The 25,528-nt window shown below is 63.1% G+C and carries 17 protein-coding genes, 1 tRNA gene and 1 pseudogene; 17 read left to right on the forward strand and 2 right to left on the reverse strand.

The genetic code is table 11. From position 1 onward, the window contains the following. The first annotated feature begins 94 nt into the window (after positions 1–94). The 17 genes from smc to hisC all read left to right on the forward strand — a co-directional run bounded on the left by smc (position 95) and on the right by hisC (position 23,743). Positions 95–3,592: a chromosome segregation protein SMC gene (gene smc / locus RJQ10_RS04560; RefSeq protein ID WP_350144070.1), complete on the forward strand. Its 3,498-nt coding sequence runs from the start codon at positions 95–97 to the stop codon at positions 3,590–3,592. A gap of 29 nt (positions 3,593–3,621) precedes the next feature. Then, positions 3,622–4,629 carry a cell division protein ZipA gene (zipA, locus tag RJQ10_RS04565; RefSeq protein WP_350144073.1) on the forward strand — a complete coding sequence of 336 codons (1,008 nt, stop codon included), beginning with the start codon at positions 3,622–3,624 and terminating at the stop codon, positions 4,627–4,629. A gap of 12 nt (positions 4,630–4,641) precedes the next feature. Continuing rightward, on the forward strand, positions 4,642–6,690 hold the full coding sequence (gene ligA, locus RJQ10_RS04570) for an NAD-dependent DNA ligase LigA (protein WP_350144076.1): 2,049 nt from the start codon (positions 4,642–4,644) through the stop codon (positions 6,688–6,690). Next, positions 6,687–7,292: a transglycosylase SLT domain-containing protein gene (locus tag RJQ10_RS04575; RefSeq protein WP_350144079.1), complete on the forward strand. Its 606-nt coding sequence runs from the start codon at positions 6,687–6,689 to the stop codon at positions 7,290–7,292. Before ligA ends, RJQ10_RS04575 begins: the two co-directional genes overlap by 4 nt. Positions 7,293–7,469: 177 nt before the next feature. Next, a complete protein-coding gene (locus tag RJQ10_RS04580; RefSeq protein WP_350144081.1) occupies positions 7,470–9,248 on the forward strand; it encodes an FAD-dependent oxidoreductase in 1,779 nt (592 codons plus the stop codon). A gap of 3 nt (positions 9,249–9,251) precedes the next feature. Then, a complete protein-coding gene (locus RJQ10_RS04585; protein ID WP_350144082.1) occupies positions 9,252–11,114 on the forward strand; it encodes a 2-oxoacid:acceptor oxidoreductase subunit alpha in 1,863 nt (620 codons plus the stop codon). Next, positions 11,111–12,163, forward strand: coding sequence for a 2-oxoacid:ferredoxin oxidoreductase subunit beta (locus RJQ10_RS04590; protein ID WP_350144084.1), 1,053 nt, complete (start codon positions 11,111–11,113; stop codon positions 12,161–12,163). Before RJQ10_RS04585 ends, RJQ10_RS04590 begins: the two co-directional genes overlap by 4 nt. 218 nt (positions 12,164–12,381) lie before the next feature. Beyond that, positions 12,382–13,092 carry a phosphate regulon transcriptional regulator PhoB gene (gene phoB, locus RJQ10_RS04595; RefSeq protein WP_350144087.1) on the forward strand — a complete coding sequence of 237 codons (711 nt, stop codon included), beginning with the start codon at positions 12,382–12,384 and terminating at the stop codon, positions 13,090–13,092. Continuing rightward, positions 13,089–14,363, forward strand: coding sequence for a phosphate regulon sensor histidine kinase PhoR (gene phoR / locus RJQ10_RS04600; RefSeq protein WP_350144089.1), 1,275 nt, complete (start codon positions 13,089–13,091; stop codon positions 14,361–14,363). The genes phoB and phoR overlap by 4 nt, the downstream gene beginning before the upstream one ends. A gap of 115 nt (positions 14,364–14,478) precedes the next feature. Continuing rightward, positions 14,479–15,450, forward strand: coding sequence for a PstS family phosphate ABC transporter substrate-binding protein (locus RJQ10_RS04605; protein WP_350144092.1), 972 nt, complete (start codon positions 14,479–14,481; stop codon positions 15,448–15,450). A 77-nt stretch (positions 15,451–15,527) separates the two neighbouring features. After that, positions 15,528–17,771 (forward strand): ABC transporter permease subunit, encoded by a 2,244-nt coding sequence (locus RJQ10_RS04610; RefSeq protein ID WP_350144094.1) that lies wholly within the window; start codon positions 15,528–15,530, stop codon positions 17,769–17,771. Further along, complete coding sequence (pstA, locus tag RJQ10_RS04615) at positions 17,771–19,483, forward strand: phosphate ABC transporter permease PstA (RefSeq protein ID WP_350144096.1); 1,713 nt, start codon at positions 17,771–17,773, stop codon at positions 19,481–19,483. Before RJQ10_RS04610 ends, pstA begins: the two co-directional genes overlap by 1 nt. A gap of 13 nt (positions 19,484–19,496) precedes the next feature. Then, positions 19,497–20,324: a phosphate ABC transporter ATP-binding protein PstB gene (pstB, locus tag RJQ10_RS04620; RefSeq protein WP_502880212.1), complete on the forward strand. Its 828-nt coding sequence runs from the start codon at positions 19,497–19,499 to the stop codon at positions 20,322–20,324. Between the two features lie 10 nt (positions 20,325–20,334). Next, positions 20,335–21,057, forward strand: a complete 723-nt coding sequence (phoU, locus tag RJQ10_RS04625; protein WP_350144098.1) for a phosphate signaling complex protein PhoU — start codon at positions 20,335–20,337, stop codon at positions 21,055–21,057. Positions 21,058–21,163: 106 nt separating this feature from the next. Then, positions 21,164–22,432, forward strand: a complete 1,269-nt coding sequence (locus RJQ10_RS04630; RefSeq protein ID WP_350144100.1) for a putative porin — start codon at positions 21,164–21,166, stop codon at positions 22,430–22,432. 116 nt (positions 22,433–22,548) lie between these two features. Continuing rightward, positions 22,549–22,624 (forward strand) — tRNA-Glu (locus tag RJQ10_RS04635). 57 nt (positions 22,625–22,681) lie between these two features. Beyond that, entirely contained in the window at positions 22,682–23,743 is a 1,062-nt protein-coding gene (gene hisC / locus RJQ10_RS04640) for a histidinol-phosphate transaminase (protein ID WP_350144103.1), read from the forward strand. 246 nt (positions 23,744–23,989) lie between these two features. On the opposite strand, the gene RJQ10_RS04645 is transcribed toward hisC, so the two are convergent. Beyond that, a complete protein-coding gene (locus RJQ10_RS04645; RefSeq protein WP_350144108.1) occupies positions 23,990–25,111 on the reverse strand; it encodes a beta-ketoacyl-ACP synthase III in 1,122 nt (373 codons plus the stop codon). 96 nt (positions 25,112–25,207) lie between these two features. Then, a pseudogene (locus RJQ10_RS04650) lies at positions 25,208–25,528 on the reverse strand (citrate/2-methylcitrate synthase); the annotation flags it as partial.

Raw genomic sequence — 25,528 nt, forward strand, 5'->3', positions numbered from 1 at the left:
ACTACATCTTGTGGTCACGGGTCGGCGATTGGCGCTCAAGTAGAGCGCTATTTTCGTTTAAAAACAGCTGGTTATATAAGTTAGTTAAAGTTATATGCGATTAAAGTCCATCAAGCTCGCCGGCTTCAAGTCCTTTGTCGACCCGACAACCGTGAACTTCCCCAGCAACATGTCCGCGGTGGTGGGCCCCAATGGTTGTGGCAAATCCAATGTGATCGATGCGGTGCGCTGGGTGATGGGCGAGAGCTCCGCCAAGAACCTCCGCGGCGAGTCCATGACCGACGTTATCTTCAATGGCTCGGTGAACCGGCAACCGGTGGGTCAGGCTTCCATCGAGCTGGTCTTTGACAACAGCGATGGCGGGGTTGGTGGCGAGTACGCCAGCTATGCCGAGATTTCCATCCGCCGCCTGGTCACCCGTGAAGCCCAGTCGGAGTACTTCCTCAACGGCAGCCGCTGCCGGCGTCGAGACATTACCGACATCTTCCTTGGTACCGGCCTGGGGCCGCGCAGCTATGCCATTATCGAGCAGGGCATGATTTCCCGCCTGATCGAGTCCAAGCCGGAAGAGCTGCGGGTATTCATTGAGGAGGCCGCGGGCATCTCCAAGTACAAGGAGCGGCGCCGCGAGACCGAGAACCGCATGCGCCGCACCATGGAGAACCTTGAGCGCCTGACCGATCTGCGCGATGAGCTGCAGCGGCAGTTGCAGCACCTGCAGCGGCAGGCCCAGGCGGCGGAAAAGTATACCGAGTACAAGAATGAGGAGCGGACCCTCAAGGCGCAGTCGCAGGCTTTGCAGTGGCAGCAGCTGGACGGTCAGGCGTCGGCCTGTGCCCAGGCGATCGGCGAGCTGGAGGTGAAACTGGAGGCGGTGAATGCCGAGCACCAGCAGGTGGATACTGCCATAGAGCAGCGCCGCCAGGACCACAGCGAATGCACGGATGTGTTCAACCAGGTTCAGGCGACTTATTACACCCTCGGTGCCGAGGTGGCGCGTATCGAACAGGCCATCAAATACCAGCAGGAGCGGGCCCGGCAGCTCAATGACGATCTGCGCCAGGCCCTGGCCAGTCTGGAGGAGTCAGGGCAGCACCTGCGCCAGGACGAGGAGAAGCTGGAGACCTGGGAGGCGGAGCGGGAAACCCTGGCGCCGGAACTGGAGATGCTGCAGGCGGTGGAAGAAGAGTCCGCCTCGTCCCTGCTGCAGGCCGAGGATGCCATGCTCCACTGGCAGCAGCAGTGGGACGAATTCAACCCGCACGCTGCCGCGCCGCGGCAGCAGGCCGAGGTTCAACAGTCGCGGATTCAGCACCTGGAGCAGGCCCAGCAGCGCCTGCAGCGGCGTGTCCTGCAGCTGGAAGAGGAGCGGGCGGGCCTGGTTCAGGATGACGACGAACCGGGTCTGGAAGTGCTGGCGGAAGAACTCGCCCTGCTCGAAGAGCAGATGGCTGCCTTCGAGTCGCACAGCGACGAGCTGGTGCAACAGTTGGCTGCCGCCCGCGACGAAGAGGGTAGCCTGTCGGGCCAGCTCAACGACAGCCGCTCGCGTTTGCAGCAGTTGCGCGGTCGCCAGGCGTCGCTGGAAGCCCTGCAACAGGCGGCCACCGAGGATCGCGACCAGGGCGTCAGCGCGTGGCTGGCGGCGCGTGAGCTGCAGGATCAGCCGCGCCTGCTGGAGCAGCTGCAGGTGGATGATGGCTGGCAGCTGGCGGTGGAAACCGTGCTCGGCGACTACCTGCAGGCGGTCTGTGTCGATCGGCTGGGCAGCTTTGCCGGTTTGCTGGGCGAGTTGCAGCAGGGCCAGCTCAGCCTGGTGGAGCCGGGTGGTACAGCGACTGCCGGCCCCGGGTACCTGGCAGCGCGGGTACGGGGCCCCGCGGCGGCCACAAGCCTGCTCGCAGCTGTGCGGGTGGCCGACGACCTGCCCGCCGCCCTGGCCCTGCGGCCCGCACTTGCGGCCGGCGAATCGGTAATTACCCCCGAAGGCATCTGGCTGGGCGCGGACTGGCTGCGTGTCATGCGGCCGGGCGACCAGGAAGGCGGCGTTATCCAGCGCCGGCAGGAGTTGGAGCGGCTCGCCGCCGAGATCGAATCCACCGCCGCGCAGGTGGCCGAGCTGGAAGCGGGCCAGCTGCAGGCCCGGGAGCGACAGCAGACCCTGGAATCCCGGCGCCAGGACAGTCAGCGTGAGCTGCAGCAGGCGACGCGGCAGCACTCGGACATGAGTGCGAAGCTGTCGGCGCAGCAGGCCCGGCTGGAGCAGATCAGTGCTCGCCGGGACCGTCTGGCCGCGGAAATCAACGACACCCGGGAACAGTTCCGCGTGGAACAGGAGGCGGTGTCCGAGGCGCGGCTGTTGCTGGCGTCTGCGATTGAGCAGATGGAGGTGGACTCGCGCCAGCGCGAGGATCTCCTGACCCGCCGCGATGAAGCCCGCACCCAGCTCGACAGCGTGCGGCAGAAGGCCCGCCACGACAAGGATCTGGCACACCAGGCTGCCATGCGGCACCAGTCGCTGGAGACCCAGCTGCGTGCCCTGCGCGATACCATGGAGCGAACCCGTTCCCAGCTGGCCCAGTTGCAGGAGCGGCGCGAAGTACTCGAGGGCAGTCTCATGCAGGCCGACGACCCGCTGGCCGGCCTGCAGGGAGAGCTGGAATCCCAGCTGGAGCTGCGCCTGGCCTCGGAGGGAGAACTGACCCGGGCCCGGCAGGCAGTGGCGGAAGTGGAGCACGCCATGCGCCAGGCCGAACAGCAGCGCGCCGCCATCGAGCAGCGTGCCCAGGGTGTGCGCTCGGAGCTGGAACAGCAGCGCCTGCAGCACCAGGGCCTGCAGGTGCAGCGCGAGAACGTGCTGCGCCGGTTGCGCGAGGGCGACCAGGATCTGGAACAGGTATTGGCCAACATGCCCGAGGGTGCCAACGAGCCCGACTGGCAGGTGGCGCTGGAGAAGGTGGCTGCGCGCATTGCCCGCCTGGGTCCAATCAACCTCGCCGCCATCGATGAGTACGCCCTGCAATCCGAGCGCAAGAACTACCTGGATGCCCAGAACGAGGACCTGGAGACAGCCCTCGAGACCCTTGCCTCGGCCATTCGCAAAATCGACAAGGAAACCCGCAGCCGCTTCCGCGACACCTTTGACAAGGTAAACAGCGGACTGCAGGAGCTGTTCCCGCGGGTGTTTGGCGGCGGCAACGCCTATCTGGAGATGACCGGGGACGACCTGCTGGATACCGGTATCACCATCATGGCGCGGCCTCCGGGAAAAAAGAACAGTACCATTCACCTGCTCTCCGGCGGCGAGAAGGCCCTCACCGCCATAGCCCTGGTGTTTTCCATCTTCCAGCTCAATCCGGCGCCGTTCTGTATGCTGGACGAGGTGGATGCGCCGCTGGACGATGCCAACGTCGGCCGCTATGCGCGGATGGTCAAGGAAATGTCCGCCAAGGTGCAGTTTATCTACATTACCCACAACAAGATCTCAATGGAGTTGGCGGATCAGCTGATGGGTGTCACCATGCATGAGCCGGGTGTGTCGCGCCTGGTGACGGTGGATGTCGACGAGGCGGCGGAACTGGCGGCGAGTTAGAACAACCGGAGGAAGCGGGTGCAGCTGTGATGGACTTGACGATACGCGATTGGATGGTGATAGTCGGAGTGCTGCTGATACTGGCGGTGCTGCTGGATGCCTGGCGCCGGGTTCGCAATGAACGCCGCTCCCCGGTCCGGGTCAAACTGGCCAACAGCGATACCGGCGCCGCGGCTGTCGATGACGATATCGGCCTGCTCAAGGAATTGCCCAACGGCGGGGCGCGGGTTGTCGAGCGCAGTCACCTGCTAGATGCCACCGCCCAGAACAAGGCCGACAGGGCGGAGCGGGCGGAGCAGGCAGTGAGGGCCGAGCGCATTGCCAGGTCTGCGGGGAGCAGTGCCGCCCGGGGGCCCACCGCAGGCCCGCGGGCCCCGGAGGCGCCGTCCCGCGGCAGCGATCCGGCACCGTCCCGGGAGCCCGGGCCGAGACCCGCAAAAACCGCAGGAACGCCGCCAGCGCCCGCCACCGATGACGACCTGGTGTACGGCCTCAGCACCCGGGATGAGCCGGAAAATCTCGACTGGTTGGACGCGCTGGAGGCAGAGGAACGTGCGCGTCCGGCGTCCGATGTGCCTGAACCGGGGCGCCTGCCGCGGGACGTCCAGCCCGAGGTTTTCATGCTCAATGTCGTGGCCCGGAAACCGGAGGGCTTCCGCGGTGATGATATTCTGCACATTCTGCTGGCCTGTGACCTGCGCTTTGGCGACATGAGTTTCTTTCATCGCCACGAGTTCGAGGCCGGCCGCGGTGCGATCCAGTTCAGTGTCGCCAACATGATGCAGCCCGGTGTGTTTGATATCGACAACATGGCGGATTTCACCACACCGGGACTGGTGTTTTTTGTCACCCTGCCGGGTCCCGACGACATGATGAAGGCTTTCGATTACATGTTGGAGACGGCCCAGGCCGTGGCGCGCAACCTCGACGGCGATGTGCTTGACGAAACCCGCAGCGCCCTGACGCGACAGACCCTGGAGCACAGTCGTCAGCAGATCCGTGATCTCGAGCGGCGGCTGCTGGCCCGCTCGCGCTGAGGCGGCCGGGAGATGGTGGCGGTGGAACCTGAGCTGTCCGCGGCGGCGGAGGTCGCCCGCTTGCGGGATCAGTTGGAAGCCTGGAATTACCGCTACTACGTGCTGGACGACCCCAGCGTTCCGGACGCCGAATACGACCGCAGCCTGCAGCGCCTGCGGGTACTGGAGGCGGAACATCCCGAACTCCTGAATCCCGAATCGCCGACCCAGCGTGTCGGTGGTAGCCCCCTCGCCCAGTTTCACCAAGTGCAGCACGAACTGCCCATGTTGTCCCTCGATAACGCGTTCAATGCCGAGGATATGCACGCTTTCAACCGGCGGCTGCTGGAGCGGCTGGGCCGGGATCCTGCGGATGCGCTGGAGTTTGCCTGCGAGCCCAAGCTGGACGGTATTGCCGTCAGCCTGCTGTACCGGGACGGTCGCCTGCAGCGCGGTGCCACCCGCGGCGATGGCACTACCGGCGAGGATATCACCCACACCGTGCGGACCGTCGCTTCCGTACCCCTGCGCCTGCGCGGCGAGGGCTATCCGCCGCTACTGGAAGTGCGCGGTGAAATCTACCTGCCGCGGGCCGGGTTCGAGCAGATCAACGCCGAGGCCCGCGAGCGCGGTGAGAAAATTTTCGTCAATCCGCGCAACGCCGCGGCGGGCAGCCTGCGGCAGCTGGACGCGCGGGTCACCGCGCGCCGGCCGCTGCAGATGTGCTGCTACAGCGTGGGCCTGTTTGAGGGTGGCGATCTGCCGGCACGGCACTCGGAGGTGCTGGACCGCTTGCAGGCCTGGGGCCTGCGTATCAACAGCGAGTCCCGCGTGGTCACCGGCATTGATGCCTGCGATGCCTACTACGAGGAGCTGGCCGCGCGCCGGGCGGAGCTGGGCTATGACATCGATGGTATTGTATTCAAGGTCAACGACCTCGCCCTGCAGCAGCGTCTCGGCTTCGTTTCTCGCGCACCGCGCTGGGCCATTGCCCGCAAGTTCCCCGCCCAGGAAGAAATGACCCGGGTGCTGGCGGTGGAGTTCCAGGTTGGCCGGACCGGCGCCATTACCCCGGTGGCCAGGCTGGAGCCGGTGTTCGTCGGCGGTGTCACGGTCAGCAACGCCACACTGCACAACGGCGATGAAATCGAACGCCTCGGCCTGCGCGTCGGCGATACGGTGATCGTGCGCCGGGCCGGGGACGTGATTCCGCAGGTGGTGGCGGTGGTGCCCGAGCGGCGTCCGGCGTCTGCAGCCCCGGTAGTGTTTCCCGCTACCTGTCCGGTGTGCGGCTCGGCGGTGGAGCGGGCCCCGGACGAAGCCGTGCTGCGCTGCATGGGCGGGCTGATCTGCCAGGCCCAGCAGAAGGCGGCCATACGGCACTTTGTCTCGCGCCGGGCGCTGGATGTGGAAGGCCTGGGCGACAAGCTGGTGGAGCAGCTCGTCGATCGAGGCCTGGTGCGCAGCGTCGCGGATATCTTCACCCTGCCGCGTGAGCAGTGGCTGGGTTTGGAGCGGATGGGAGAGAAGTCGGTGGACAGGCTGCTGGCAGCGCTGGAAAGCAGCAAGCAGACCACCCTGCAGCGGTTCATCTACGCACTCGGGATTCGCGAGGTCGGGGAGGCCACAGCCGGTAACCTGGCCCGGCATTTTGGCAGCTGGGAGGCGCTTGTTGCGGCCGGCGAGGAGGCCTTGCTGGCGGTGCCGGATGTCGGTCCGGTGGTCGCGGATCACCTGCGTCAGTTTTTTGATTCCGGCGACAGCCTGGCGGTGGTGCAGGCCCTGCGCGATGCCGGGGTGCACTGGCCGGATCTCGAGCCACCAGCGGCGGAGGAGTTGCCCCTTGCCGGCCAGACCTGGGTCGTGACCGGCACCCTGGAGGCGCTCGGGCGCAACGAGGCCAAGGGCCATCTGGAAGCGCTCGGTGCGCGGGTGGCGGGCAGCGTGTCGGCCAAAACCCACACGGTGGTCGCCGGCCCCGGCGCCGGTTCCAAGCTGGGCAAGGCCACCGAGCTGGGGATTCCGGTAATTGACGAAGCCGCGCTTCTGGCGCTGTTGGCGGAGTGTGGAGTAGAGCTTTGAGAATCCTGTTCGTGTTGATACTCGCGGCGCTGTTGCCCGCCTGCGCCACCGCGCCGCCGGCCAGGGTGGACAATGCCTGCAGCATCTTTCAGGAGAAAAAGGGCTGGTATGACGACGCGGTCAAGGCGCGCGATGACTGGCAGAGTCCAATTCCGGTGATGTTGGCGATCATGCATCAGGAGTCGCGCTTTGTGGCCAAGGCCAAGCCGCCCCGGCGCCGCATCCTCGGTATCATCCCCGGGCCGCGGCCCTCGGATGCCTTTGGCTACAGCCAGGCCCTGGATTCCACCTGGGAAAGCTACCAGCGCAGTACCGGTCGTCACCGGGCCAGTCGCAAGAATTTCGCCGATTCGATTCACTTTATCGGCTGGTACAACAACGAGTCCCTGCACCGCAGCGGTATACCCCGGGACGACGCCTACCGGCTGTATCTCGCTTACCACGAGGGTCATGGGGGTTATAACCGGGGTACCTATCGCGGCAAGGCATGGCTGCAGGGCGTTGCCGGCAAGGTGCGCACCCGCGCCAGTCAGTATCAATCCCAGCTGGCGGCCTGTGAGAGCTCGCTGCCGCGCCGCCGCGGCTTCTTTGGGCTGTTCTAGGCCGAGCACGAATGGTTCAATAATGCTGTCGGTGGCGGTTAAATCCTGTGATTGGCGCCAAACAGGGCTCGAATGCAACTGCGGGGAGATGAAAATGAGGCTTGTTTGTGACAAACTTTCGTCCAGCTCGCCCCGGTCGCGAATTCACTCCATAACGATGTAAAACAGGCCTTTGCCGTGAACCCAACCGATATCAAGAACCCCGAGTACTTTCACAAGGTCGTCGATTGCCAGTACGCTTGTCCGGCGCACACGCCGGTCCCGGAATACATCCGGCTGATTGCTGCAGGCCGCTACGACGACGCCTACATGATCAACTGGGAATCCAACGTGTTCCCCGGGATACTCGGTCGTACCTGCGACCGACCCTGCGAGCCCGCCTGCCGCCGCGGCCGTATCGCCAAGGGCGAGGAGCCGGTGGCGATTTGCCGGCTGAAGCGGGTAGCTGCGGACAACAAGGCCGACATCAAGGCGCGTTTACCGGCGATCCCGCAGAAAAAGAACGGCAAGCGGATCGCTCTGATCGGTGCGGGTCCCGCCTCCCTGACCGTGGCGCGCGACCTGATGCCGCTGGGCTACAGCATCGATATCTACGACAACCAGTTTGCCGGCGGCGGCATGATGCGCAGTCAGATTCCCTCCTTTCGCTTGCCCGTATCGGTACTGGACGAGGAGGTGGGATATATCCTCGACATGGGTGTCGTCACCCATTTTGATACCGAGGTAACCAGCCTCAAGAGTGTTCTGGAAAAGGACTATGACGCGGTTTTTGTCGGCACCGGCGCCCCCCGGGGCAAGGGTCTGAACCTGCCGGGTCTGGAGGAGGCGGGCAAGCGCGTCCACATCGGCATAGACTGGCTGTCCAGCGTCGCCTTCGAGCATACCGGGAGCATTGGCAAGCGGGTTCTCGTCCTCGGCGGCGGCAACACCGCCATGGACTGCTGCCGGACCTCGCGTCGCCTCGGCGGCGAGGATGTGCGGGTGGTCGTGCGCAGTCCGTTCGCCGACATGAAAGCCTCGCCCTGGGAGAAAGAGGATGCCATGCACGAGGGCATTCCGATCTACGACAACCATGTGCCGAAGGACTTCGTGATCGAGGACGGGCAGCTCAAGGGGATGCGGTTCGAGAAGGTCGAGGCGCAGTACGATGCCGACGGCAAGCGCAGTCTGGTGCCCACCGGTGAAGACCTGGTGTTCATGGCAGCGGATGATGTGCTGATGGCTATCGGCCAGGAGAATGCCTTTCCCTGGGTCGAGCGCGATCTGGAGATCGAGGTCGATAAATGGGATATGCCGGTGGTGGATAAAGTGACTTTCCAGTCCACCAATCCCAGGGTGTTTTTCGGTGGCGACGCTGCGTTTGGGCCCGAGAACGTCATTACCGCGGTCGCCCACGGCCACCAGGCAGCGGTCAGCATCGACCTGTTCTGCCGCGGTGAGTCCGTTGGCGATCGGCCGCCCCCCTTCGCCAACCTGGTGAGCCAGAAAATGGGCATCCACGAGTGGAGTTATGACAACGCGGTGGAAAACGACAAGCGCTATGTCGTGCCGCTGGCGCCGCTGGAAAAGACCCTGCGCGACCGCAAGCTGGAGGTGGAGCTGGGCTTCGATCCGCTGACCGGGTTCAAGGAAGCGGAGCGCTGCCTCAATTGCGACGTGCAGACGGTGTTCGACGCGCCGCGCTGCATCGAGTGCGATGCCTGCGTGGATGTCTGTCCCACGGACTGCATCACCTTCACCGCCAATGAGGAAGAGCCTGAACTGCGCCTGCAGTTGAGTGCCCCGGCCGGCAACCTGGCCCAGGATCTGTATGTTTCCGAGTACCTGCCGACGCGGCGGGTCATGGTCAAGGACGAGAATGTCTGCCTGCACTGCGGCCTCTGCGCCGAGCGCTGCCCGACAACGGCCTGGGACATGCAGAAGTTTCTTTACAGCGTTACCAAAGCGGGGCAATAAACCATGCAAGCGCTGCAAGCCGTCAACGAGTTCGTCATCAAGTTTGCCAACGTCAATGGCACCGGCAGTGCCAGTGCCAACAACCTGTTCGCCAAAGCCGTATTCCGCATGGGCCTGCCGGTCTGTCCCAAGAACATTTTCCCCTCCAATATCCAGGGTCTTCCCACCTGGTACGAGGTGCGGGTCAGTGAGCGCGGTTACCTCGGGCGCCGCGGCGGCGTCGACATCATGCTGTCGGTGAATCCGCAGAGCATGCCCCAGGACATCCAGGAGCTGGAGCCGGGCGGGTACTTCATTTATGACAACACCAAGCCGCTGGACCTGCGCCTGATCCGCAGTGACGTCAATATCATGGGTATTCCCCTGACCCGGATCTGTAACGAGCAGTACCAGGATCCGCGCCAGCGCCAGCTGTTCCGCAACGTGATCTACGTCGGTGCCCTGGCAGCCCTGCTGGACATGGACTTCGCTGTGCTGACCGGTCTGGTGGAGGACCAGTTCAAGGGCAAGGACAAGCTGATCCTGCCCAATATCCAGGCACTGGAACTGGGCTACCAGTACGCGACCGAAAACTTCGACTGCCCGATCGGGATCCGCCTGCGCAAGTCGGACAAGGTCGGCGACAACATTCTGCTGGACGGCAATACGGCTCTGGGCCTGGGCGCCATTTACGGTGGCGCCACAGTGGCGGCCTGGTATCCCATTACGCCCTCAACCTCGGTGGTGGACGCGTTCGAGAAATACGCCAAGCGCCTGCGCATTGATCCGGGCACGGGCCGCAGGAATTACGCCATTGTGCAGGCGGAGGATGAACTGGCTGCCATCGGGATGGTGGTGGGGGCGAGCTGGAATGGCGCTCGCGCCTTCACCGCGACCAGCGGCCCCGGCTTGTCCTTGATGAGCGAGTTCCTGGGACTTGCCTACTTTGCCGAGATTCCCACGGTATTGTTCGACGTGCAGCGCGCCGGCCCGTCCACCGGCATGCCGACCCGGACCCAGCAGTCGGACATCCTCTCCGCGGCCTACGCCTCCCATGGCGATACCAAGCAGGTGCTGTTGTTTCCCGCCACGCCGAAGGAATGCTTTGATTTTGGCGCCCTGTCGTTCGACCTGGCGGAGCGGCTGCAGACTCCTGTCATCCTGATGACTGATCTGGACCTGGGTATGAACGACAATATGTCGCCGCCCCTGGTCTGGGACGACGACCGCCGCTATGACCGTGGCAAGGTGCTGAGCGCCGGGCAACTGGACGAGATGGAGCGCTTCGGGCGCTATCTGGACGTGGATGGCGACGCCATCTGCTATCGCACCATCCCCGGTACCCACCCGGATAAGGGCGCGTTCTTCACCCGCGGTACCTCGCGCGACGAGTACGCGGTCTATACCGAAAAGGGTGAAGAGTACGAGAAGAACATGCACCGCCTGATGGCGAAGTGGGAAACCATCAAGCAGTGGGTGCCGGCGCCAATCGAGACACCCTCCGGGAAGGAAACGGACACCGCTATCCTGTTCTTCGGCACCAGCGAGGAATCCGCCATGGAGGCTCGCGACTACCTGGCCGAAGACGGTATTCCGCTGGCCGCCATGCGGGTACGGGCCTTCCCCTTCAACGACGAGGTGGAGGAGTTCATCGCCCGTCACGAGCGCGTTTTCGTTATCGAGCAGAACCGCGATGCGCAGCTGCGTACCCTGCTCATGGCGGAGTTCGAGCTGGGGCCGGACAAACTCAAATCCGTGCTCTGTTTCGACGGTACCCCCATCAGTGCCCGCAACATCCGCAAGCAGATCCTGCTGCAGATGCCGGGATATAACGTCACCCCCTTGCGTCGCGAGCGAGTGGTCGCCGGCGCGGAGATGAACTCATGAGCTACCAGCTGCCCAAGTTCAGGCATCCTGACCTGCCGGTTAACGCCCTCGGTTACACCAAGGCAGACTACGAGGGGGCGATTTCCACCCTCTGCGCAGGCTGCGGTCACGACTCCATTTCCGGCGCTATCGTCCGTGCCTGCCACGAGCTGGCCCTGGAGCCGCACCGGATCGCCAAGCTGTCCGGCATCGGCTGCTCCTCCAAGGCGCCGACTTACTTCCTGGGCAAATCCCACGGCTTCAATTCGGTGCACGGGCGCATGCCCTCCGTGGTCACCGGTGCCAACATGGCCAACAGGGATCTACTGTACCTGGGGGTTTCCGGCGATGGCGATACGGCGTCGATTGGCATGGGCCAGTTTGCCCATGCGGTCCGGCGCAACCTGAACATGGTCTACATTGTCATGAACAACGGCTGCTATGGCTTGACCAAGGGCCAGGACTCCGCCACTGCCGATGAGGGCTCCGCCAGCAAGAAGGGCGACCCGAACCCCTTTTCCGCCATTGACCTGCCGGGCCTTGCCCTGCAGTTGGGCGCCACATTCGTGGCTCGCAGCTTCTCCGGCGACAAGGGCCAGCTGGTGCCGCTGATCAAGGCGGCAATAGCACACCGGGGCTTCGCCCTGATCGACGTGGTCTCGCCCTGTGTGACGTTCAACAACAATCAGGGCTCCACCAAGAGTTACGATTTCGTCCGCGAGCACTCGGAGGCCACCGGTACCGTGGATTTCGTGCCCATGCGCGACGAGATCACGGCCAGCTATGTTGCCGGACGTACCCAGGAGGTCACCCTGCATGACGGTTCCGTCCTGCACCTGGAAAAGCTGGCCGAGGACCTGGATCCCTTTGACCGCGTGTCGGCCATGATTGCCCTGGAGCAAAGCCGCGCCGCGGGACAGATCCTGACCGGGCTGGTCTACATCGACAAGGACTCCCGGGATCTCCACGATGTCCTCGAGACCTCGCGTCGGCCGCTGAACAGCCTGACCGAGGAGGACGTCTGTCCCGGCAACAAGGTCTTGTTGAACATCAACGCCAGCCTCCGCTGAGTATCGTCCCCGGGCGCTAGCAAGGGCTGCCACTCGCGGCGGCCCGCCCTGGACTTTGCGCCCGGGGCCTCCCGTCCGCGAGTATCCGCCGGGGATATCCTTCCGGATTGTCCGTCGGGGGAGCAAAAACAGGCTGAAAAAGGCGGATTGTCATTTTATTGTCACAATTTCCTCATCTAATACCTTGCACTGAATCGCCAACGAGGGAAATGTGACCGATGAATGAACGCAAGGTGCTGATCGTCGACGACGAGTTTGCCATACGGGATATGTTACGGATGGCGCTGGAAATCGCCGAGTTCCGTTGCATTGAGGCCGAAAACATCCAGGATGCCTTTACCCTGATAGTCGATGAACGCCCCGATATCGTGTTGCTGGACTGGATGCTGCCCGGCGGGAGCGGCCTTGAGCTGTTGCGCAGGCTCAAGCGCACCGATACCACGCGCGACCTGCCGGTGATCATGCTCACAGCCAAAACCGCGGAAGACAACGTTATTCAGGGCCTGGACGTTGGCGCCGACGACTATATCACCAAGCCGTTCGCTCCCCGGGAGCTGATCGCCCGGATCAAGGCCCTGTTGCGTCGCGCCAGCGGCGGTGATGAGCTGGATCGAATCCAGGTCGGGGAGCTGGTGATCGACGGCGAGAGCAGGCGGGTGTTCCTCGCCGAGGACCCGGTAGACATGGGGCCCACAGAATTCAATCTCCTGCATTTCTTCATGTCCCATCCCGAGCGCGCCTACACCCGCAGCCAGCTGCTGGACCAGGTCTGGGGCGCCAATGTCTATGTCGAAGAGCGCACGGTGGATGTGCACATCCGTCGCCTGCGCAAGGCCCTGCAGACCGGGCATGCTGACTACAGCGATTTGATCCAGACCGTCCGCGGCACAGGCTACCGCTTCTCTGCCCGCGGGGTGCCCGCGCGGTGAATGCTGCCGGCGCCTGGCTGGTCGAGCTGCGGCGGCTGGTTCTGCTGTCCATCGGTGCCCTGGCGGCGGGCTGGATACTCGGATTTCCCTGGCTGGTGCTGGCGCTGGCACTGCTGGCCTTGCTGGGACGCTGGCTGTACCAGCTGCAGCGTCTGCAACGCTGGCTCGCAGACCCGTCGATCGAACCCCCGGAGGCGCAGGGTATCTGGGGTGTCATCTACGATCGCCTTTACAAGGTGCAGCGTGCTGCCCAGGAGCGCCAGGCGCTACTGCAGTCGCGACTGGACTACCTGCAGGGTTCCCTGTCCTCCATGCATGACGGCGCGATCATGGTCAACGCCCAGGGTGCCATTGAGTGGAGCAACAGTGCGGCGGAGCGACTGCTGGGGCTGCGATATCCCACTGACCGTGGCCAGGCCCTGCTCAACCTGGTGCGTCTGCCGGAGTTTCATCGCTACTTTCTCGCCGCTGCCTTCGACAGCCCACTGCAGGTGACGATCAAGGGCGAGCACGCGCAATACCTGCAGTTCTCCGTGACCTCCTTCGGCGGCGGCGACAGGCTGGTGTTCGTGCGCGATGTGACCAAGGAGGCCCAGCTGGAGCAGATGCGCCGGGATTTCGTCGGCAACGTCTCACACGAACTGCGCACACCGTTGACCGTCATCAAGGGCTATCTGGAGACCATACTCGCCAATGCCGGCCAGCTGGAAAGCCGCTATCGTCGCCCTCTGGAACAGATGGAGCAGCAGGCAGCCCGCATGGAGTCCCTGCTCAAGGACCTGCTCTGGCTGTCACGGATCGAGAGCGTACGCACCCAGCCCCGGCGCGAGCAGGTCAACATCTGTGCGCTCCTGGAGGAGTTGGAGGACGAATTACACACCTCTCATCCAGGGCGTAAACTGCTACTGGAGCTGGCCGCAACCGACACGGTGGCGGGGGACTACCGGGAACTGCACAGCGCGGTGTCGAACCTGGTGCTGAATGCCTTCAAGTACAGCAAAGATGACAGTATTGTGACAGTGAGCTGGCGGCGGGAGGGCGGGCGCCTGTCGCTGTCGGTGCAGGACCAGGGGATTGGCATCGATATGGTTCATCTGCCGCGCCTGACGGAGCGCTTTTACCGGGTGGATGACAGCCGTTCCTCGGCAACCGGAGGCACGGGGCTCGGGTTGGCTATCGTCAAGCACGTGGCCGCGGCCCACCGGGCCGAGCTGCGTATCGAGAGCACACCGGGTGCAGGCAGTACCTTCACCCTGGTGTTCCCCGGATAGTAGCTGAGTGGCTGCGGGAAGATTTTCTGCCCTGTTACACGGAGCTGTCATATTTTTGTCATAAACTGCGTTTACTGTAGGCAGGGTCAACCTTCTTCATAGACGGGAGCACCACATGTCGATCAAACACCTGTTCCACGCCGCTGTCGCGGCCGCCGGTATCAGCCTCGCGCCGGCTGCCTTTGCCGATCTTGACCCCAATCTTCAGGACTACCAGGTTGCCAGCGGCGTGTCCGGCAACCTGTCCAGCATCGGCTCCGACACCCTGGCCAACCTGATGACCCTGTGGGCGGAAGAGTTCAAGCGGGCTTATCCGAACGTCAACATCCAGATCCAGGCCGCGGGTTCTTCCACAGCGCCGACCGCCCTGACCGAAGGCACGGCCAACTTCGGTCCCATGAGTCGCGATATGCGCGATCAGGAAATTGAGGCTTTCGAGGCCCGCCACGGTTACAAGCCGACCGCCGTGCCGGTCGCCATTGACGCCCTCGCGGTGTACGTGCACAAGGACAACCCTATTGCCGGCATGACAATCGAACAGGTGGACGCGGTTTTCTCTTCCACCCGCAAGTGCGGTGGCGCAGCGGATATCAGCAAGTGGGGCCAGCTGGGCCTGGACGGGGCCTGGGAAAATCGTGATCTGCAGCTGTTCGGTCGCAACTCGGTTTCCGGCACCTACGGGTATTTCAAGAGCGTCGGTCTGTGCAAGGGCGATTTCAGGAACAGCGTCAATGAGCAGCCCGGTTCGGCCTCCGTGGTGCAGTCGGTATCCACTTCGATCAACGGTATCGGCTATTCGGGCATTGGCTACCGTACCTCCAGTGTGCGCACCGTGCCGATCAGCAAGCGCGAGGGAGAGGCCGCGGTTGAAGCCAACGGGGAAAACTCCATCAATGGCAGCTATCCCCTGGCGAGATTCCTGTACGTCTACATCAACAAGAATCCGAACAAGCCGCTGTCACCCCTGGAGCGCGAATTCATCAAGCTGGTGTTCTCGCGCCAGGGCCAGGAGGTGGTGCTGAAAGACGGCTACATTCCGCTGCCAGCGGCGGTTGTTGAGCGTTACAGCAAGCAACTGGAGCTGTAAGTCCTCCAGCCCGTCGGGCAGCCGTTCACGCCCGGGCGTCTGCCCGGGATTTTACCTCACAGTCGAGAACCGCAACCTTGGCCAGATTAAGCGAGCACGTTTCGCCCTTTACGCCCCGGTGGCGCCACTTCAAGGACCGCGCCGCCACCGTCGCGGTAACCACCGGCGGCGCCGGGGTACTGATCGCCATTCTGTTGATATTCTTCTACCTGCTGTACGAAGTGCTGCCGCTGTTTGGCAATGCCCGGATGGAGCCCCGGGCCGCTGTCGAATCCCCTCTGGCCGAGGCGCCGCTGTTCCTGGCAGTGGAAGAGCAGACCGAGCTGGGTTTCGGCGTCTTCGCCGATGGCAGCGCCCGTGTTTTCGTGCTCGACAGCGGTGAACTGGTGCTCACCGAGCCCCTGGCGCCGGAGCTGGGCGCAATAACCGCGGTGGCAGCCGAGGGGGCCGAGGGCCGCCTGTTCGCGGTGGCGCACGACTCCGGCGGTATTTCCCTGCACAGTCATGAATACCGCTTGACCTATCCGGGCGGTGAGCGGGTCATCACGCCCAGACTGGAGCGACATTACGCGGGGCTGGCCCTGGATACCGGTACCGAGCCGGTGGTAAAACTGGCCGTAGGTGATACTACTGAAGGCCTGGTGGTCGCGGCCCTGACCCGTTCCGGCGAACTACAGGCGCACCGTGTTGTTCGTGAAGAGAACTTCATAACAGGGGCAGTGTCCCTGTCCCAGGAGCAATTGAAGATACCTGCGCTGGGCGGTGTGACTGCCGCGTTCCATATCGACGAAGACCTGCGCTGGCTGTTCCGGCTGGACGCATCCGGTGGCTATACCGTCCTGAACCTGCGGCAGCGCGACAGCAGTGGCTACCTGCAGGTGGCCGGCCAGGGTGCGTTGTTCAATGGCGGCGGTCGCCTTTCCGCCAGCGCCATGTTGCTCGGGGGCATATCGCTGCTGGCGGCCTCCGACCGCGGTGAGCTGGTGCAGTTCTTCATGGTGCGCGACGGAGAGGGAGGCAACCACCTGCAGCGCATTCGCGAGTTTGGCACCGATGGAGTGGTGATCACCAGGCTGGTGCCGGAGCAGCGCCGCAAGGGCTTTCTGGCGCTGGGACTGGACGGTGAGCTGCAGATTTATCACAGCACCGCTCACCGGCGCCTGCTGAGCCAGGAAGCCCTGCCTCTGGGTGAGGGCGCAGCGGCGATCTCGCCGCGGGCCGACGCACTGGTCATGGTGGATGCCAATGGCAGCCTGCGCAGCTGGCACATCCACAACGAGCACCCCGATATTTCCTGGTCGGCGCTGTGGAGCAAGGTCTGGTACGAAAGCTATGACGAGCCCGCTCATGTCTGGCAGTCGTCTTCCGCCGACAATGATTTCGAGCCCAAGTACAGCTTTGCGCCCTTGGCCTTCGGCACCCTGAAGGCGGCGTTCTACACCATGATGATCGCCGCGCCCCTGGCAATATGCGGCGCCATCTACACCGCGTATTTCATGGCCGCACCCCTGCGCCGCAAGATCAAGCCGATGATCGAGCTGATGGAAGCCCTGCCCACGGTGATCCTGGGATTCCTGGCGGGGCTGTGGCTGGCACCGCTGGTTGAGGACAAGCTGACCGCGGTGGTGACCCTCATGCTGGCACTGCCGGTCGGGGTGCTGTTGTTCGCTTTCCTCTGGTCCCGCCTGCCGATTGCCGTGCGCTCCCTGGTGCCCGAGGGCTGGCACGCGGCGGTGCTGGTTCCCGTGGTAATTCTCATCGGCTACCTGAGCTTTGCTGCCAATGACAGTTTTGAGCTGCTGTTCTTTGACGGTGACATGCGCCGCTGGATCACCGCGGAGCTGGGAATATCATTCGACCAGCGCAACTCACTGGTGGTGGGTATTGCCATGGGCATGGCGGTAATCCCCACGATATTCTCCATCGCCGAGGACGCCATTTTTTCTGTACCCAAGCACTTGAGCTACGGCAGTCTGGCGCTGGGAGCCACGCCCTGGCAAACCCTGGTCGGGGTGGTAATCCCGACCGCCAGTCCGGGCATTTTTTCGGGGTTGATGATCGGCCTCGGGCGCGCAGTAGGGGAGACCATGATTGTGCTGATGGCTACCGGCAACACGCCGATCATGGACGTCAATATCTTCGAAGGCATGCGCACCCTGTCGGCCAATATCGCGGTGGAGGTGCCCGAGGCCGAAGTGGACAGCACCCATTACCGCGTACTGTTCCTGGCGGCGTTTGTACTGTTCATGTTTACTTTTGTGGTCAACACCATTGCCGAGCTGGTGCGGCAGCGGCTGCGGCTCAAGTACGGGTCCCTGTGATGAAAATGATCAACGAACAGGATTTACACAGCGAGCGAGCCCCCCGGGTCAATGCCTGGGTACGCAGTGGCGAGCCGCTGATCTGGCTCAATGCCGCCGCCGTGAGTGTGAGCGTGATCGCGGTGGTGGGCTTGCTGCTGTTGCTGGCGGTGCGTGGTCTCAGCCATTTTTGGCCGGCGGATGTGCTGGCGGTCAAGGTCAGCTACCAGGATCAGTCGCGGGAGCTGCTGGGCGAGGTCGTGGAGGAAGTTGAGGTAGCCGGTATCCAGCTGCGGGAGGCGGGTATCGAGCTGCAGGGCCCCGGTCCCTATTTTCGGCGCACCCTGCTCAAGCAGGGCAATCGCGATTTCCTCGGTACGGATTTCACCTGGCTCATCAACGAGCAGTTTGGTGAACGTCGCTTGCCGCCCGATGTGGTGGTGATCGAGCGGCTGGAATGGGGCAATTTCTACGGCTATCTGCGCGGCGTCAGCCGCTTCAATGCGCCGGAGATTACGGTCGCGGCGGACGGCGCGGAGGCTACCTGGCAGGCACTGCAGGCGTTGATTGCCGACACCGTAGCCGTGCGGGAAGAGATCCGCCGAATCGAGCAGGTGGATATCGGCGCAATCAACTACGAACTTGAGCGCCTGCGTCTGCGCGAGCGAAGGCTGGAACTTGACGGTGCCCTGGATGCGGCGGCAGCGGCGGACCTGGCCGGCCTGCGGGCGGAGCAGGAAGCGCGCTTCCGTGTTCTGCAGGAGGAGCTCTACGTTCTTTACGACAGTATCAAGGACCACAGCTACAGCGCCGAACTTGCTGACGGGCGGGTGGTGACCCTGCCTATTGCCAAGGTGGTGCGCGCCTACCAGCCCAACGTGATGGGTGTGTTCGCCAAGCTGGGCATGTACTCCGAGCGCCTGTGGGAGTTCCTCACCGCCGAGCCTCGCGAGGCCAATACCGAGGGCGGTATTTTCCCCGCCATGTTCGGTACGGTGTTGATGGTGATCCTGATGTCTATCATCGTTACTCCCTTCGGCGTGGTTGCGGCGGTCTACCTGCGCGAATACGCCACTCAGGGCTTTATTACCCGCACCATCCGGGTGGCGGTCAATAATCTGGCCGGGGTGCCATCAATCGTCTATGGCGTGTTCGGCCTCGGGTTCTTCGTGTACTTCGTCGGTGGCGAGCTGGATGAGGTATTCTTTCCGGCGGCCTTGCCACGGCCTACCTTTGGTACTCCGGGCCTGATGTGGGCCTCCCTGACCCTGGCCCTGCTCACCCTGCCGGTGGTCATCGTCGCGACCGAAGAGGGGCTGGCGCGGATCCCCAAGACCTTGCGAGAGGGATCCCTGGCCCTCGGTGCCACCCGTGCTGAAACCCTGTGGCGGGTCGTGCTGCCGATGGCGAGTCCGGCGATGATGACCGGCCTCATCCTGGCGGTAGCGCGGGCAGCAGGAGAAGTGGCGCCGTTGATGCTGGTCGGTGTGGTGAAGCTGGCGCCGACCCTGCCCCTGGACGGCAATTACCCGTATCTGCATCTGGACCAGAAGTTCATGCACTTGGGATTCCACATCTATGATGTGGGCTTCCAGAGCCCCAATGTGGAGGCCGCGCGCCCCCTGGTCTATGCTACGGCGCTGCTGCTGGTGCTGATCATCGCGCTGTTGAATCTTGCCGCCGTAAGCCTGCGCAACCGCTTGCGGGAACGCTACAAGTCGCTGGAACACTAGACAGGATCTGACCATGCAAACCCATGCCATTGACATCCAGGCGCTGAAGCGCGACCAGCCTCAAGCATCCGGGCCGGCCACTCCCGCTGAAACCAGTCTGCGAATGGAAAACCTGAATCTGTTCTACAACAGCGCCCAGGCGCTGTTCGATATCAATCTGGAAATACCCCGCCAGCGCGTGACCGCCTTCATCGGGCCCAGCGGCTGCGGCAAGTCCAGCCTGCTGCGCTGTATCAACCGCATGAACGACCTGGTGGACGGCTGCCGGGTGGATGGCAGGTTGCTGCTGGAACACGAGGATGTCTACGACCGGCGAGTGGACGTGGCGGCCCTGCGCCGGCGTGTTGGCATGGTATTCCAGAAGCCCAACCCCTTTCCCAAGAGCATCTACGAAAACGTCGCCTATGGCCTGCGCATTCAGGGCATCAACAAGAAGCGCGTTCTCGATGAGGTGGTGGAGAAGTCCCTGCGCGCCGCGGCGCTGTGGGAAGAGGTCAAGGATCGCCTGCATGAGAGCGCGCTGGGCATGTCCGGTGGTCAGCAGCAGCGTCTGGTGATTGCCCGGACGATTGCCGTTGAGCCGGAAGTGCTGCTGCTCGATGAGCCTGCTTCGGCCCTGGACCCGATCTCCACGCTGAAAATTGAAGAGCTGATCTACGAGCTCAAGTCGCGTTACACCATCGTGATCGTCACCCACAACATGCAGCAGGCGGCCCGGGTATCAGACATGACCGCTTTCATGTACATGGGCAAGTTGATCGAGTACGACGACACCGATACGCTCTTTACCAACCCGGAACAGAAACAGACCGAGGATTACATCACCGGCCGTTACGGCTGAGGACATTGTCATGCTGCAACAGGATAGCTATAAGCAACATATATCAGCCCAGTTCAATGCCGAGCTGGAATCCGTCAAGAACCACCTGCTGGAAATGGGCGGGTTGGTGGAACAGCAGATCGGCAAGGCTGTGGATTCACTGCTCAATCGCGACAGCGGGCTCGCGGAAGAGGTCATAGCCGGCGATGAGCAGGTGAATGACTTTGAGATCAGCATTGACGAGGAGTGCTTCCGCATTCTTGCCCGCCGCCAGCCGGCTGCCAGCGACCTGCGCCTGGTGCTGGCGATTTCCAAGGTCACGACGGACCTGGAACGGATTGGCGACGAGGCCAGCAAGATCGCCCGCCAGGCTGTGAAGGCCTCCGAGGAAGCCGCGTCAAGCAGTGCCACTTTCACCGAGATTCGGCACATCAGCAACCATGTCGGTGAGATGCTGCGACACGCGCTGGACGCTTTTGCCCGTCTCGATGTCGACATGGCGGTGGAAACAGTGATTGCCGATCGCTCGGTGGACTCGGAGTACGCCACGGCAATGCGCAGCCTGGTGACTTTCATGATGGAGGACCCACGCACGATCAGCCCCGTGCTTGGGCAGATGTGGACGTTGCGCAGCCTGGAGCGGGTCGGAGACCACGCCTGCAATATTGCCGAGAGCGTGATTTACCTGGTTCGCGGCCTGGATGTACGCCATGTCGAGCCCGATGAGCTGATTAATCAGGTTGAGGACAAATAAAGCGTCGCGTTTTGCTCACTGTCATGGTTTTGTCATAAAAAAGACATAAAATCGCCATGAAACGGTCATGCGCCACCGCGCTGACACTGACAGGTGAGGACGACATATGAACAACACACGACAAGCGTCAGTAGTGGCTGCCGTTGTTGCCAGCTCGCTGTTGGCCGGCACTGCCCAGGCTGCCGTCAGCGAAGCGGAATTCGAGCAGCTCAAGGCCCAGATGTCCACCCTGATGCAGCGGGTTACCCTGCTCGAGCAGGAGAACGCCGAGCTGCGCGAGAGCACTGCCAGCGCGGTCTCCGAACTCAAGTTGACCCGGGCTCCCGCCGCGGCGACCCGTCCGGCAGGCCACTGGACGGACACCGTCCGTTTCAGCGGCGACTTCCGCTATCGCTATGAAGAAATCGATATCGCGGCGCGGGATGTGCGCACCCGGCACCGCCTGCGCGCCCGCGCGGGAATGACCGCGAAACTTCCCAACGCGGTGGAAGTAGGATTGCGCATAGCGGCGGGCAACGAGTCACCGACGTCGGGCAATACGACTCTCGGTGGCGGAGCCACCAGCAAGGACCTCTACCTGGATCAGGCCTACGCCACCTGGCGGCCCTTTGACGGCGCCTACCTGACCGGCGGCAAGATGAAAAACAACTTCTACCGGCCCCAGGGCACTGGCCTGGTCTGGGACTCGGACTATACCCCGGAGGGGATTGCCCTCGGCTGGTCTGGCAATGGCCTCTTCATCAACGCCGCAGCAATTGCATTGGAAAGCGACAGCAATCGCTCGAACAACACTTTCTATTACGGTGTGCAAACGGGCTTTACCGTGGATCTGTCCGAACAGCTCGCAGTGACCACGGGCGCCGGCTACATCGATATTCCGGTGCAGGGCAAGACGGTATTCTTCGACGACAACGACGAGTTCTATGGCAACAGCTTCAGTTGCGCAGGCGATGGCAGCTGCACCTACAATACTAACTTCGAGGAGCTGGAGCTGTTTTCCGACCTGACCTGGCACGGGCTCGGGCTGCCCCTGGCGGTCTATGCGCATTACGTGCAGAACCTGGACGCTGACGAATTTGACACGGCCTGGTTGGCGGGAGCACGGCTGGGCGACGCAGACGGCGCGGGAAGCTGGGACGTCGGCTATCAGTATGAGCGCGTGGAGGCAGACGCGGTTCTAGGCCTGTTGCGTGATTCCAACCTGGCCGGTGGTGGCGCCGATGCCCGCGGTCACAAGCTGTTCGGCAGTTATGCGATCGACAAGCAGTGGCATGTGGGAGTTGCCCTGTTTCTCGACAACGAGTCGGGCACGAACCTGTCAGGCGCCGGTCGTGGTTACGATCGTGTCATATTCGACACCCAGTTCAAGTATTGAGCGGCACGCGTAGTGCGGCACGCGTAGTGCGGCACTCGCAGTGCGACACGCAGCTTGCAATGCCGCCTTGCTCAAGTAAAATACTGGCGCTTTCGGTTGTATGCCGAGACAGCTGCGTCCCCTTCGTCTAGTGGTCCAGGACACTGCCCTTTCACGGCGGTAACAGGGGTTCGAACCCCCTAGGGGACGCCACCAATCGCCCATTCGCGACTCCCATAGCGGGAGTCAGCGGACCGCAGGACTGAGTGCATGAGCCGCTTCTGGAGTGACCTTACCCGGCGCCTGACGCCCTATGTGCCCGGTGAGCAGCCCCGACATCAGCGGCTGGTGAAGCTCAACACCAACGAGGCGCCTTATCCGCCGTCACCCCGCGTACTGGCCGCGGTTCAGGCCACCGACGGCGATTCCCTGCGCCGCTATCCCGATCCCGAGTCTACCGAGTTGCGCCAGGCCATGGCCGCGTACTATGGACTGGTTGAGGATCAAGTGTTTGTGGGTAACGGGTCGGACGAAGTGCTTGCGCACGTTTTCCAGGGGCTGCTGAAGCAGGACCAGCCTCTGTTGTTCCCCGATATCAGCTACAGTTTTTACCCGGTCTGGTGCGATCTCTACGGAGTCGACTTTGTGCAGATCCCGTTGAGGGGGGATTTCACGGTCGATGTGACCGCCTATCAGCGCCCCAATGGCGGCATTATCCTGCCCAATCCGAACGCCCCCACGGGTATGGTGCTCGAGCTCGCGCACATTCGCCGCCTGCTGGATGCCAATCCGGATCGGGTGGTGGTCATCGACGAGGCCTACATCGATTTCGGCGGTGACTCCGCGGTGGCGCTGATCAATGACTACGACAACCTGCTGGTGGTGCAGACCCTGTCGAAGTCCCGCGCCCTGGCCGGGTTGCGGGTGGGGATGGCGTTTGGCCAGGCCCACCTGATCGAGGGCTTGCAGCGGATCAAGAACTCGTTCAACTCCTACCCGCTCGACGCCGTTGCCCAGCGCGCGGTCATCGCCTCCCTGGCCGACGAAGACTGGTTCCAGAGCTGCCGCCGCAAGGTTATCGCGACTCGCGAGCGGCTTCACCGCGGACTGGAGGCCCTGGGTTTCACGGTGTTGCCCTCGACCGCCAACTTTGTCCTCGCCACCCCCGGTGCAGGGCGCGATGCGGGAGCCATCTTCCGCGCGTTGCGGGAGCAGGGCATAGTGGTTCGCTATTTTAACAAGCCGCGCATTTCCGACTATCTGCGGATTACGGTGGGTACGGATGAGCAGTGCGACGCGCTGCTGGAGGCACTGCCGCCCTTGCTGTCCTGAGCACTCAGCGGCACTTCGAAGCTCGCAAGGCAGGAAAAAGCGCAAGGGGAGGGCGACGTGGAGCCGGGTGGAGGTGGCAGGACCGTAGACGGCATGGATCCGTGGGGCCGCCCAACTCACCGAGCCCACATGGAAGTATTTGCGGCGTGTCCTGCCACCTCCACCCGGATGCGCGGTGCCCGGGTTGCTGGTTGCTTGTGTTCAGTGCTCGCAGAAGTCAATAGAGACAGTGCTGCGGTGAGGGCGTCAGACCCGCTGCAGAACTATACTCCCGATACTGTAACCCGCACCAAACGAACACAGCACGCCCAGATCGCCACTGGCAAAATCCCCGCGGTGCTTGTGGAACGCGATCACCGAGCCGGCGGAGCTGGTATTGGCGTACTCGTCGAGGATGGTGGGCGCCTCTTCCTCGCGGGCATCGCGCCCCAGCACCTTGCGAGCGATGAGGTGGTTCATGCTCAGGTTGGCCTGGTGCAGCCACATACGCTTGAGGGTGTCGGGTGCGATATCCAGGCGTTGCAGCTGCTCGCTGATTTGTTTTGCCACCGCGGGGCAGACTTCCTTGAACACCTTGCGCCCCTCCTGCACGAACAGCTTGTCGGGCGTGCCAATCCCTTCCTCAGCGGCGCGGTTGAGGAAGCCGAAGTTATTGCGGATATTGTTGGAGAACAGGGTCTGCAGCTTGCTGTCGACGATGCGGTAGCGCTCCGCCGAGGTAGCCTTCTCATTCCGCTCGACGATGATTGCGGTGCAGACGTCGCCGAAGATGAAGTGGGAGTCGCGGTCGCGGAAGTTGAGGTGGCCGCTGCATATCTCGGGATTGAGGATGAGTACGCAGCGGGCGCTGCCGGAGAGGATGCTGTCGCGGGCCTGCTGGATGCCGAAGGTAGCGGAAGAGCACGCCACGTTCATGTCGAAACCGAAGCCCTGGATGCCCAGTGCCTCCTGGACTTCCACCGCGATCGCTGGGTAGGGCCGCTGCAGGTTGGAGCAGGCGACGATAACCGCGTCAATGTCCGCCGCGGTCTTGCCGGCCTGGGTCATCGCTTCCCGGGCCGCGGCCACGGATATCTCGCACTGGATTGACGGGCTGGCGTCCGGGCGTTCCGGAATTCGCGGAACCATGCGCTCCGGATCCAGTACCCCTGCCTTGTCTATGACATAGCGGGACTTGATCCCCGATGCCTTTTCGATGAACTCCGCAGAGGAGGGCTGTACGGGTGCCATCGTGCCGGCGGCAATGGCCTCCGCGTTCTCGGCGTTGAATTGCTCGACCCAGGTATTGAAAGAAATGACCAGCTCTTCGTTGCTGATGGACTGGGGCGGGGTATACAGCCCTGTGCCGCTGATGACGATGTCACTCATGACCTGCGTTTTCCTGTTGCTATGCCCTGTTGAAGGGCAGTGTAACGAAAAAAGGCCGCTCGGGGCGGCCTTGTTGTCTGCAGCGCGGCTACCGCCGCGCTGGCCCAGGGGCACGAAATCCCGCTGGGCGTGGCCCGTGTAGAGCTGGCGGGGGCGACCGATGCGATAGGGGCCGCTGATCATCTCGTGCCAGTGGGCGATCCAGCCGACGGTGCGGCCCACGGCAAATATCACGGTGAACATGCTGGTGGGAATGCCGATGGCCTTGAGAATGATGCCGGAGTAGAAGTCCACGTTCGGATAGAGCTTTTTCTCGATGAAGTAGGGGTCTTCGAGCGCAATCTGTTCCAGGCGCTTGGCGATGGCCAGCAGGGGCTCGTTGTCAATACCCAGTGCCGCCAGGACTTCGTCGGCGGC

Origin of the sequence: Haliea sp. (assembly GCF_040222615.1) — a bacterium.
GTDB lineage: Bacteria > Pseudomonadota > Gammaproteobacteria > Pseudomonadales > Halieaceae > Haliea.